Genomic DNA, 12,560 nt, shown 5'->3' with positions numbered 1-12,560 from the left:
AGCATCACCGACTTTGTTAAGTCGCCGAGCTGTAGGAGTAAGTGGTTTCATAATAGAAACTTCCGGTGATTATCCAAGCTCCTAACTTCACTTCTAACACAACTTTGACTGTGTAACTTTGGTGTAATTTCAACCATTCGTCATTTAATATTCGTCAGAAATGGTCGTATATTCAATCACTACTGTGGTAAATGACGCTGTGCATAATTGACAATCGCTTGTGAAATCTCCTGCAATACGCCAGTTTCCAACTGCCAATGATGCCAATAAATACGATAAGACATTAGGAAGCCAGGCGTAATATCAATTAACAAGCCTTGCTCTAGCTCATCAGTAATTTGCAGACGAGGGATCAAACAATATGCCACTCCAGCTAACGCCATTTTGAGAAAAGCCTCTGAGCTGCTGATGTTGTGATGAATCACGCTATCAGGACGCACATTGAAATGCTCCGTGAGAAATTTTTTATGTAAGTCATCATACTGATCGTAGGAAACCGCTGGCGCCTTTGCTAAGGTCTGATTGTTTACACCTTCAGAAAAGTAACGCTGATAAAACTCAGGGTTAGCCACACAAACGTAATCAATTCGTCCTAAGTAATCGGCGCGACAATTTGGTATCGCTTGAGACTCTAAACTGATCGCCCCTGCGACCTCACCACTTTTCAGTTTTTCTATTGAACGTGATTCACCGTAAATCGTCAGCTTCAACTCTACTTGACGAGTTTTCATGACGTCTTGCAAAGCTGGCAGTAACCACGTTGCCAAACTGTCGGCGTTAGTAGCCAAAGACAGTTGCACTGGGCGCGTTGTAGTATCGTTTTTGATCTCAGGTAAAATTTCGTGCTCTAGCAACCGAACTCGGCGGTAAAGCCCCAATAGTTTTTTCCCGATGGGAGTTGGCTTGGGTGGCTGCTCTCGAATTAACACAGGTTGCGCCAAGAATTTTTCGAGCTGTTTAATACGCTGCGAAATGGCAGATTGTGAGACAAACAGATGCTCAGCAGCTCGTTCAAAACTGCCTTGATAAACAACGGCATCCAAGGCTTCTATCCATTTGTAATCCAACCCTCGCATTCACTTTCTCCCAAAAACCCAACACCAAACCACTAAATAAGTAATTCTAATAATATATTAAAATCATTAATTATGCTTATTTAACCAAAGCCATTATCTTTCCCCTCTCTGTCGTTTTCTTAATTATTTGAGGTGTATTGTGAGCTTTTGGGTTTTATTGCAAGGATTTGGTTTAGGGGCATCGATGATCATTCCGATCGGAGCACAAAATGCGTATGTCTTGAATCAAGGCATAAAACGCAATCACCACCTGACGACAGCCACTATTTGTAGCGTCCTAGATATGATCTTCATTTCTCTAGGTATCTTTGGTGGTGGTGCTATTCTGTCTCAAAATGAAATCCTACTGACATCGGTGACACTTGGTGGTATTGCCTTCCTGAGCTTCTATGGACTACTTTCGCTTAAAAGCGCATTCAAGCCAGAGAATGAATCGGAATCAAAAGGGGAAGTCGTAGCTCGTGGACGCCGAACGGTCATTTTAGGCGCATTAGCTGTCACCGTGCTCAACCCACATTTGTACTTAGATACCGTCGTTATCTTAGGCTCAATCGGTGGACAATTTGAAGGCCATGATCGAATCGCTTTCGCGTTAGGCACTATTATGGCGTCATTTGTTTGGTTCTATACCTTGTCGATGGGCGCCGCAAAACTCGGGCCTACGCTATCTAAACCGAAAGTGAAAAAAGGCATCGATATCGCCGTTGCACTGATGATGTTCACCATTGCTTATGTACTCGCGAGCGAGCTCATCACTAAATACTGGTAACCCAAACCAAAGGATATGAATGACATGGAGTCACTGGAAAACATCTATCGCATCAACAAAGAGCGATTGCATTCGCTCTCGATTCCATTTCGAGAATGGCGACATGAAGCCATTCTCGACTTCGACACCGACCTTAAAGTCGCGAAAGAACTCGGCTGGCAAGGCACACATAGCAAAAGCTTGTTTTTAACACTCAAAGGTGGCGGGTATGCCGTGTTCATTACCGATAAAGACTCTCGCCTTGATGCCAACACGATTAAAGCAATATTAGGCAAGCGACCTTCTATTAGCAGTGATGAACTCATGCAGGAATTACTTGGCTGTCTACCCGGTGCTGTTTGCCCGATAGGTTTACCACCAGAGGTTGCGATCGTGGTGGATACCAAGCTCTATCATCACGAAGAGTTGCTTTATACACCAGGGCTACCAGAGCGCACCTTCGGTATTGCAGGTATTCATTTAAAACCACTCTTACAGATAGGTAATAACCCTCTGTTTGAAATATAAAAAAAGCGAGGCTAGTGCCTCGCTTTTTAGATTATCTATCGTTCGAATTAAGATTCGACACGGTTCAAATGAACATCCATTTGTGGGAATGGAATTTCGATACCGTTCTCGTCCAATGCTTCTTTAATGCCTTGCATTGAATCGAAGTACACACCCCAGTAATCCGCAGTTTTAACCCAAGGGCGCACTACGAAGTTAACTGAAGAATCAGCTAGTGTTAGAACACCGATAGTCATATCAGGATCTTTCAAGATACGAGGATCTTTTTCTAGCGTTTCGCGAATCACTTTCTTCGTTAGCTTAAGATCGGCTTTGTATGAAACACCGATAACCAAGTCTACGCGTCGCGTTGCATGGCGAGAGTAGTTCGTGATTGCACCACCAATAACAGACGAGTTAGGTACAACAACCATTTTGTTGTCTGGTGTTTTTAGAACTGTTTGGAAGATTTGAATCGCTTCAACACTACCCGCTACGCCGCCAATCTCTACATAGTCGCCAGATTTAAATGGACGGAATGCAACAATCAGTACGCCTGCCGCAAAGTTTGATAGAGAACCTTGTAGAGCAAGACCAACAGCAAGACCTGCCGCACCGATTACAGCAACAACCGATGCCGTTTGAACACCTAAGCGGCCCAGAGCTGCGATAAGTACGATAACGAATAGTAGGTAACGAACAAGACCGTGAATAAATTCTACGACCGCCTTATCCATGTTTTTCTTTTCAAGTACTTTGGAAACACTGCCAGCGACTGCTTTAACGATAATATTACCGATAAATAGGATAATCAGCGCTGAAATAATGTTCACACCGTACTGAATAAGTAGGTCTGAGTTGTTTGTAAGCCAAGTCTCAGCTTGAGTCAGCCCATCTGTTAGAGTGGTATCGATACCCATCGATTCACCTGCCATAATTCTTATCCTCAAAAAATAAAGATATATAAATCTAATTGCCGTTAACTTATGAGCCTTGTTTTTTATAGGCCCTTATCTACAACAATATCCCTATTGCCCAACTGAACAGTGTCAGATTTTTGGCACGATATCCCAACTTTGACATTTTGCAAAGTCAGAGTTTCGCAAAGATATGCAAAACAAGGCTTTATCAGAATTTTCTGATATCGACCTGTTACAGAGTACGCAATGCTTTAACATTTCGCCACTTCTATTACCTAGATTCATGCGAAGCGGCTAAAAAACAACCTAATGATTATTGGCGCATTATTAATACGTACTTACATGCCCCTATCCATTCTTCTATTCAGCATGGGTATAAATCTATTAACGTTGAAGAAAGCCAAATGACAGACACAAAAAAACCCGCTCAAAGAGCGGGTTTTTAGATAACTCAATTCAGACGAATTATAGTACGTCGATTGCGTTAAGGTCAGCAAATGCTTGCTCAAGACGAGTAACCATTGAAGCTTGACCAGCACGTAGCCATACGCGTGGATCGTAGTACTTCTTGTTTGGCGCGTCTTCGCCAGTTGGGTTACCGATTTGACCTTGTAGGTAATCGTGGTTTTCAGCTTCGTACTGACGGATACCATCCCAAGTTGCCCACTGTGTATCTGTATCGATGTTCATTTTGATAACACCGTAGCCGATAGATTCACGGATTTCTTCTAGAGAAGAACCAGAACCACCGTGGAATACGAAGTTTAGAGAGTTCGCTGGAAGACCGAATTTCTCAGAAACGTACGCTTGAGAATCACGTAGGATAGTTGGAGTTAGAACAACGTTACCTGGCTTGTAAACGCCGTGTACGTTACCGAAAGATGCTGCGATAGTGAAACGGTGGCTGATAGCGTTTAGTTTCTCGTATGCGTATGCAACGTCTTCTGGAGAAGTGTATAGCTCAGACGCGTCCATATCAGAGTTGTCAACGCCGTCTTCTTCACCACCAGTACAACCAAGTTCGATTTCTAGAGTCATGTTCATTTTAGCCATGCGCTCTAGGTACTTAGCAGAAATTTCGATGTTCTCTTCTAGAGACTCTTCAGAAAGGTCGATCATGTGAGAAGAGAATAGAGGTTTACCAGTTTGCGCGAAGTACTCTTCACCAGCGTCTAGTAGACCGTCGATCCATGGTAGAAGTTTCTTAGCAGCGTGGTCAGTGTGTAGGATTACTGGAACACCGTAAGCTTCAGCTACAGCGTGAACGTATTTCGCACCAGCAACAGCACCTAGGATTTGAGCTTCTTGACCTTCAAGTTTTAGACCTTTACCAGCAAAGAAAGCAGCGCCACCGTTAGAGAACTGAACGATAACTGGAGCTTTAACTTTTGCAGCTGCTTCAAGTACTGCGTTTACAGAGTCAGTACCAACACAGTTTACTGCTGGAAGTGCAAAGTGGTTTTCTTTTGCAACTTCAAATACTTTCTGAACGTCATCGCCAGAGATAACACCTGGTTTTACGAAGTCGAAGATCTTAGACATGGATGTAATCCTATTTATCTGTCGTTTTTAAACAAAACTTGTTAAGTTGAAAATCTTGCAAACGTTTGCTCACAACTGAGGCTATTCTAGCAGAGTTCCTCTCACGTTGCAGCAAACAAGAAAGCGGGAGAGTAACTCCCCCGCTTTGCTTTAATTACTTAGCGCGTGCTTCTAGCATTTCTACTGCTGGAAGAACTTTACCTTCTACGAACTCAAGGAAAGCGCCGCCGCCAGTAGAGATGTAAGATACGTCAGCTTTGATACCGAACTTGTCGATAGCTGCTAGCGTGTCACCACCACCTGCAACAGAGAAACCTTCAGAAGCTGCGATAGCTTCAGAGATACCTTTAGTACCTGCTTCGAAGTTCTTGAATTCGAATACACCTACAGGACCGTTCCATAGGATAGTTTTCGCGTTTTTAAGGATTTCAGCTAGAGCAGCTGTTGATTCTGGACCAAGGTCGAAGATCATGTCGTCGTCTTGTACTTCAGAAACGTGTTTGATTTCTGCTTCTGCGTTCTCGTCGAATGCTTTCGCACATGCAACGTCAGTTGCCACTGGAATTGCACACTCGTCCATTAGCTTCTTAGCAGTGTCTACTAGGTCAGCTTCGTATAGAGATTTACCAACGTTGTGACCAGCAGCAGCGATGAATGTGTTAGCAATACCACCACCAACAACAAGTTGGTCAGCGATTTTAGATAGAGATTCAAGAACAGTTAGCTTAGTAGAAACTTTTGAACCACCTACGATAGCAACCATTGGACGAGCAGGCTTGTCCATTGCTTTGCCTAGAGCTTCTAGTTCGTTTGCTAGTAGAGGGCCAGCACAAGCTACAGGAGCGTGCATACCAACGCCGTGAGTTGACGCTTGAGCACGGTGAGCCGTACCGAATGCATCCATTACGAATACGTCACATAGTGCTGCGTATTTCTTAGATAGCTCTTCTTCGTTTTTCTTCTCGCCTTTGTTGAAGCGAACGTTTTCTAGAACAACAAGCTCACCAGCGTTTAGCTCTAGGCCATCTAGGTAATCTTTAGCAAGTTTAACTTCGCAATCTAGTGCGTCGTTTAGGTAGTTAACAACTGGTTGTAGAGAGAACTCTTCAGCGTATTCACCTTCAGTTGGACGACCTAGGTGAGAAGTAACCATTACTTTAGCGCCAGCTTCTAGGCAGTGCTTAATAGTTGGAAGAGATGCGATGATACGTGCATCAGAAGTTACTTTACCGTCTTTTACTGGCACGTTTAGGTCAGCACGGATGAATACACGTTTACCTGCAAGATCCAGGTCAGTCATCTTGATTACAGACATGATGTGTCCTCTCAAATATTTAATAATTAAAGTTTTTGAAAACTCGGCAACCCTGCCAAGCCTGTTAATTCTTCAAACTGGTTATAGATATGGAGATACGTCAGATTTATTTCAAGGCTTGAAATAAAAATTCTCTCCATCACTTCTTCACCTTTATAGCTCCACTTGTGAAGAAGCTTTCATTGCTAAAGCGGTATCCAGCATCCGGTTAGCAAAGCCCCATTCGTTATCGCACCAAACGAGCATTTTTACTAATTGCCCGTTACTCACTCTTGTCTGAGTTCCATCCACTATCGCGCTATGGGGATCGTGGTTAAAGTCGATGGAAACGAGTGGCGATTCAGTATAGTCAACAATGTTACGTAATGTACACTGAGATGCGTTAACAATGGTTTGATTTACGTCATTAACTTTCACATTTGTATTAATTGTGACACTTAAATCCATTGCAGTGACGTTAACTGTCGGAACTCGAACGGAAATGGCTTCGAATTTGTTGGAAAATTTCGGGAAGATTCTTTCAATTCCTTTATGCAACTTAGTGTCAACAGGAATGATAGATTGGCTCGCAGCTCGAGTACGACGTAAGTCATTATGGTAAGCATCAATAACTTGTTGGTCGTTCATGGATGAGTGGATTGTGGTAATGGTACCTGACTCAATCCCAAATGCTTCATCCAATACTTTGATTATGGGAACAATACAGTTGGTGGTACATGAACCATTGGACACCACGCGGTGTTCATCTTTGAGGGTTTCGTGGTTCACACCGTAAATAATGGTGTTATCGAGATCGTTCGCTCCTGGATGAGAGAAGAGCACTTTCTTCGCTCCGGCTTCGATATGGGCAAGACCATCAGCCTTTGAACCATAAACGCCGGTACAATCTAAAACGATATCGACTTCAAGGTCGCGCCACGGAAGCAGTTCAATTTCAGAGAGATGAAGAATTCGGATGGCATCATATTCACCGCTTTCATGGTGAACATTCAAATGTTCTTGATCGTGGGAGATTTTCTTACCAAAACGGCCATGACTGGTGTCATATTGTAGAAGGTGAGCCATTGCCTCTGGTTGAGCAAGCTCATTAACCGCTACCACTTTAATCTGCTGATGTTTGCCGCTTTCATAGACAGCTCGCAGAACATTACGACCTATACGTCCAAATCCATTGATCGCAACTTTTAGCATTTATCCTTCGCCCCACCAAAAATTTCGTGGCACAGATAGTACCTGATAAGGCTGAAAAACGCACCTAATGAATCATAGTAAAGCATGATTTAAAAAGGCTGGGACATAGCCCAGCCTTCTTTGAAAGAGATTAGAACGCTACGTCTAACCCTAACCAGTAACGACGTCCATCTTCGACGTACCCATATTCTTTGTAGTTGATGTCTTCATCGAACAGGTTGTAAATCGCACCTTTGATCTTGGTGTTATCCGTCAACTGATACGTTACGCCGGCATCTACAAACGTATAAGCAGGTTCAACGATGCTGTTGCGTGATGGGCCAGTGACCGGATCCATTTCTTTGCCTCGGTAGGTCACTTTCGTCCAACTCTCTAGGTTGTCTGTTGTTTGCCAAGTGACATCAACATTAAACAGATGCTTTGGAAGTTGCTGAAGTGGCATGCCTTTGTATTCACCCGTTTTTTGCTCCGAGTCGGTAAAGGTATAGCTTGAGCTTAAGTAGATAGTCTCGGTTAGTGGTTTCGCCAACGTTGCTTCTACACCCTGAGTAACAGCTTCATCCACATTAATGCGGTAAGTAGGATCCGCCCCCCATTGGTTTGGGCCATCCGTACAAATTGTATCTGGGCACACCACGCGAGTAATCTTATCTTTAAACTCATTGTGGAAGGCGGTTAATGTCACATCAAGACCAGAATCACCTTGGTAAAGCACACTGATTTCTTTGTTCAGGGAAGTTTCCGGATCCAAATCTGGGTTACCATAAATATTACCGCCACCACTGACTTGCGCCCAACCTGGGGTAATTTCACGTAACTGAGGAGAGCGGAAGCCTGTCGCCACACCGCCTTTGACCGTCCAAGCAGGATCAACACGCCACACACCATACACTCTCGGGCTAAAATGCGCGCCGTAGTTTTCATCGTGATCCAAACGACCACCTAATGTCAGACTAAAAGGTTCTGCGATCTTCCATTCATCTTCGATGAACACAGCCCATTGAGTATTTGATGCTTTAGTCTTAGATGATGCTTTGTTAGACGTAAAATCTTCCAACTCGGCATGCGTCGCATCGACACCAGTTGTCAGAGTATGCGCGCCCAGCCCTTTAACTACGCTGGATTTAAACGTGGTATTTACAATGGTCATTTCGCGAGATTTGTTTTCACTCTCCTCGCGCTGCAAGTAGGTATCAGAATTACCCAATAACTCCCACTCCCCGGTGTGACTAAGCGTAACGTAGTTGCGACGGTATTCATTCAATGAATCTTCACAGCCTCTACGACAGCCAGTCGTAGGTACAGAAAGACCAACATTACCGCGACGACTTTGTGCCGATGTACCACCCTCTAACTGCACAGAGTGACGGTCATTGATTTGATAGATCAGTTTTGAAGAGATGCTCTGCATATCTTTGTCTTCATAACCATAATCAATGTCATCTTCTTCCCTTGCGGTGTATTGACCATAAACCTGTAGCAATAAGTTTTCTGCAAGAGGGCCATTTACAAAGAAGTTCGCACTCTGTTCACCACCAGAACGGCTGTTTTCTTGGATAACCGTCCCCAGCTGCACATTACCTGTCCACTCAAGCGCATCTTTACGGGTGATCACGTTAATCACACCACCAATCGCATCGGAACCATACAGCGTCGACATCGGGCCGCGGATCACTTCGATTCGCTCAATGGCTTGAAGTGGTGGCAACCAACCTTGTTCAATACCAGGGCCATCGCTATTTGGGCGAGTTTCGCGAGTACTTTGGCGCTTACCATCCACAAGAATTAACGTGTACTTAGAGCCCATACCACGAATGCTGATATCGGTTGTATCACCACCACCAGTCACAACAACACCCGGCACACTTTTCAGTGCATCAGTCACGTCGCGGTAGTAGCGCGAGTCCAATTCTTCTCGCGAGATAACACTAATACTTGCAGGCGCATCCGCTTGGGATTGCTCATAACTTGACGCTGTCACCACGACGGTTTCCATTTTAGAAACTGAGTCGTTGGCAAATACATGAGGGACACTGACGAAGGCTAAAACACCAGTTGCAGTTAGCACTGGCAGTCTAAGAGTGGACATCTACATCTCCATAATTGATAATGATTATTATTTTCGAAGTGGAATTATTCATAAATAGAATGAGATGCATAGTGAGAGTTATGGAACGGTTCTTCCCATATATGGAATCCGTACATAACGCAGTAAGGAGTAAGATATGCACGACTTAGCATCAATTCGTGCTTTTGATGCGCTTAACCAACACAAAAGTTTGACCGCAGCCGCCAAAGCACTGAATCAGCCGAAATCCACCGTGAGCCGCCGCTTAGCACAATTAGAAGCCGACTTTGGCCAAGCGCTAACGACTCGACAAGGCAACCGCTTGATTCTGACACGCGCAGGGGAGATTTTTGCCGACTACAGCCGCCAGATCTTAGAGCTCAGCGAGGAAAGTTATGAGGCGCTTCAAGGCTTAAATAATCAAGTATCAGGCTCTCTACATATCGTTTGCCACGCAGCGTTAGTTCGCAGTTGGTTAGGCGATGTGCTCAATGAATTTCTGGCGGAGAACCCTGACGTCAGAGTCCAGCTCACCAGTGATTTTTCCGATACACACCACGATCCAGATTTGTTTATCTGGCTAGGTGAACACAAAGGGCTGGATTGGCGCAAAGAAACGCTTGGCGTATTTCGTTACACCCCATTCGCGTCGCCAAACTACATCGAAAAACATGGCCCGATCCACCACCCGAGAGAACTAGACAAACATCCGTGGATAGATTTTGGGTCGATACAAGAGAATGGTTTGCTACTCTCGCACCCAGAACAAGGGGAGTTTTTTCTAGAACCATTTGTCAGCCGACTCTATAGCGACAACATTGCTATGCAGATCGATAGTATCGCCAACGGACACGGCATTGGTCTCTTGCCAACTTGGACTGCACAAGGGTATGAGAAACATCACCCCGGCCGTATCACCCCATGCCTTGAAGGCTGGCTTTCAGAGCCAATAACGATCAACTGTTATACACCAGCAGGGCGTCATCCTCTTCGCTTATCCGTACTGCTTGAAGATATTCACCAAAGTATTCCGCTAGATTGGAAATATTGAGACAAATAAAAAGGCCATCAACATGATGGCCTTTTCTCACAACCGCTCAACAGAGCCGGTTTAAACAACTGTCTCGATTACGCTAGTAGTTCTTTTGCTGTGTTCACTACGTTTTCTACAGTGAAACCAAACATTTCGAACAACTGGTCAGCAGGTGCAGATTCACCGAATGTTGTCATACCGATGATGCGACCGTCGAAACCAACGTACTTGTACCAGAAGTCTGCGATGCCCGCTTCAATAGCGATACGTGCTGTTACGTCTGATGGTAGAACTGCTTCACGGTAAGCTGCGTCTTGTTTGTCGAATGCATCTGTTGATGGCATTGAAACCACGCGTACTTTCTTACCTTCTGCTGTTAGTTGTTCAGCGGCTTTCACTGCTAACTCAACTTCAGAACCTGTTGCGATTAGGATTAGCTCAGGCTTACCTTCACTGTCTTTCAGGATGTAAGCACCTTTCGCGATGTCTGCGACTTGCTCAGCGCTGCGTGGTTGTTGCGCTAGGTTTTGACGAGAGAAGATAAGTGCTGTTGGTGCATCTTTACGTTCAATCGCTAGTTTCCATGCTACAGCAGACTCAACTTGGTCACATGGGCGCCATGTGTTCATGTTTGGAGTCAAACGTAGAGACGCCATTTGCTCAACTGGTTGGTGAGTTGGGCCATCTTCGCCAAGACCGATAGAATCGTGTGTGTACACTTGGATGTTCTGAATTTTCATCAAAGCAGCCATACGCATTGCGTTACGAGCGTATTCCATGAACATTAGGAATGTTGCGCCGTAAGGAACGAAACCACCGTGTAGTGCGATACCGTTCATAATAGCAGTCATACCAAATTCACGTACACCGTAGTGGATGTAGTTACCAGAGAAGTCGTTCGCTTCTAGAGACTTAGAACCAGACCACATGGTTAGGTTAGAAGGTGCTAGGTCAGCAGAGCCGCCCATAAACTCAGGTAGCATTTGACCGAAAGCTTCTAGAGCATTTTGAGATGCTTTACGTGACGCAATGTTTGCTGGGTTTGCTTGAAGATCAGCAATGATTTGGTTTGCTTTCTCTTCCCACTCAGCAGGAAGTTCGCCATTTAGACGACGCTTAAGCTCTGCTGCTTCTGTTGGGTAAGCCGCTGCGTATGCTTCAAACTTCGCGTTCCACGCCGCTTCTTTTTCAGCGCCAGCTGCTTTTGCATCCCACTCTGCGTATACATCTGCAGGGATTTCAAATGCAGGGTGTTCCCAACCTAGGAATTCACGCGCTGCTGCGATTTCTTCAGCGCCTAATGGTGCGCCGTGACAGTCGTGAGAACCCGATTTGTTTGGAGAACCAAAACCGATGATAGTCTTCGTACAAATTAGCGTAGGACGAGGATCCGCTTTTGCAGCTTCAATCGCTGCGTTGATTGCTTCAGAATCATGGCCATCTACCGCTGGGATTACGTGCCAACCGTAAGCTTCGAAACGCTTAGGTGTATCGTCAGAGAACCAACCTTCAACGTGACCATCGATAGAGATGCCGTTGTCATCCCAAAATGCGATCAGTTTACCCAGGCCTAGAGTACCAGCAAGAGAACATGCCTCATGCGAGATACCTTCCATCAGACAACCATCCCCCATGAACACGTAAGTGAAGTGGTCAATGATGTCGTGGCCTTCTTTGTTAAATTGTGCTGCTAGCGCTTTTTCTGCTAGAGCCATACCAACAGCGTTCGTGATACCTTGACCTAGAGGACCTGTTGTCGTTTCGATGCCTGGTGCGTAGCCGTACTCTGGGTGACCTGGAGTCTTAGAGTGAAGCTGACGGAAGTTTTTCAGATCATCGATAGATAGCTCGTAACCGCTCAAGTGCAGTAGAGAGTAGATCAGCATAGAACCGTGGCCGTTTGAAAGTACAAAACGGTCGCGATCTGCCCACTCTGGGTTAGCTGGGTTGTGGTTTAGGTGAGAGCGCCAAAGAACTTCAGCGATATCAGCCATACCCATAGGTGCGCCTGGGTGGCCAGAGTTAGCTTGTTGAACACCATCCATGCTTAGAGCACGAATTGCATTGGCAAGATGTTTACGAGACGACATGTCTGCTCCTGAGTACATTAAGCGAAACGAAAAAAGAGGTCACAATTCTCTCAAAGCCAAGTTGGGTGTG

At 45.0% G+C, this 12,560-nt stretch carries 10 protein-coding genes; 3 read left to right on the top strand and 7 right to left on the bottom strand.

All coding sequences use genetic code 11. The annotated features are described in order from the left end of the window. Positions 1-179: 179 nt before the first annotated feature. Entirely contained in the window at positions 180-1,076 is an 897-nt protein-coding gene (locus ACF8CV_RS17615) for a LysR family transcriptional regulator ArgP (RefSeq protein ID WP_029843003.1), read from the bottom strand. Positions 1,077-1,215: 139 nt separating this feature from the next. Here ACF8CV_RS17615 and ACF8CV_RS17610 point away from each other — a divergent pair, with 139 nt between their 5' ends. Together ACF8CV_RS17610 and ACF8CV_RS17605 are read left to right on the top strand one after the other, a co-directional pair. Continuing rightward, positions 1,216-1,845, top strand: a complete 630-nt coding sequence (locus ACF8CV_RS17610) for a LysE/ArgO family amino acid transporter (RefSeq protein WP_017449137.1) — start codon at positions 1,216-1,218, stop codon at positions 1,843-1,845. Between the two features lie 24 nt (positions 1,846-1,869). Then, positions 1,870-2,352 carry a YbaK/EbsC family protein gene (locus ACF8CV_RS17605; protein ID WP_021450043.1) on the top strand — a complete coding sequence of 161 codons (483 nt, stop codon included), beginning with the start codon at positions 1,870-1,872 and terminating at the stop codon, positions 2,350-2,352. Between the two features lie 47 nt (positions 2,353-2,399). Here the strand turns inward: ACF8CV_RS17605 and mscS are convergent, their stop codons facing one another. The 5 genes from mscS to ACF8CV_RS17580 all read right to left on the bottom strand — a co-directional run bounded on the left by mscS (position 2,400) and on the right by ACF8CV_RS17580 (position 9,388). Further along, positions 2,400-3,266 (bottom strand): small-conductance mechanosensitive channel MscS, encoded by an 867-nt coding sequence (mscS, locus tag ACF8CV_RS17600; protein ID WP_005482477.1) that lies wholly within the window; start codon positions 3,264-3,266, stop codon positions 2,400-2,402. A gap of 450 nt (positions 3,267-3,716) precedes the next feature. Continuing rightward, entirely contained in the window at positions 3,717-4,793 is a 1,077-nt protein-coding gene (gene fbaA / locus ACF8CV_RS17595; RefSeq protein ID WP_005482445.1) for a class II fructose-bisphosphate aldolase, read from the bottom strand. 154 nt (positions 4,794-4,947) lie between these two features. Next, positions 4,948-6,108 carry a phosphoglycerate kinase gene (locus tag ACF8CV_RS17590; protein WP_005482432.1) on the bottom strand — a complete coding sequence of 387 codons (1,161 nt, stop codon included), beginning with the start codon at positions 6,106-6,108 and terminating at the stop codon, positions 4,948-4,950. Between the two features lie 153 nt (positions 6,109-6,261). Next, complete coding sequence (epd, locus tag ACF8CV_RS17585; RefSeq protein ID WP_005461726.1) at positions 6,262-7,299, bottom strand: erythrose-4-phosphate dehydrogenase; 1,038 nt, start codon at positions 7,297-7,299, stop codon at positions 6,262-6,264. Positions 7,300-7,429: 130 nt separating this feature from the next. Next, entirely contained in the window at positions 7,430-9,388 is a 1,959-nt protein-coding gene (locus ACF8CV_RS17580) for a ligand-gated channel protein (RefSeq protein WP_015297287.1), read from the bottom strand. Between the two features lie 136 nt (positions 9,389-9,524). Here ACF8CV_RS17580 and ACF8CV_RS17575 point away from each other — a divergent pair, with 136 nt between their 5' ends. Then, positions 9,525-10,418 (top strand): LysR family transcriptional regulator, encoded by an 894-nt coding sequence (locus ACF8CV_RS17575; RefSeq protein ID WP_005461724.1) that lies wholly within the window; start codon positions 9,525-9,527, stop codon positions 10,416-10,418. Between the two features lie 77 nt (positions 10,419-10,495). On the opposite strand, the gene tkt is transcribed toward ACF8CV_RS17575, so the two are convergent. Next, a complete protein-coding gene (tkt, locus tag ACF8CV_RS17570) occupies positions 10,496-12,490 on the bottom strand; it encodes a transketolase (protein ID WP_005493886.1) in 1,995 nt (664 codons plus the stop codon). Positions 12,491-12,560: the final 70 nt, after the last annotated feature.

It is taken from the genome of Vibrio sp. zbq_1 (assembly GCF_043102935.1).
Taxonomy (GTDB): Bacteria; Pseudomonadota; Gammaproteobacteria; order Enterobacterales; family Vibrionaceae; genus Vibrio; species Vibrio parahaemolyticus.
The sequence above is the reverse complement of the archived record's forward strand: the minus strand, read 5'-3'. Positions and strand labels throughout refer to the sequence as shown.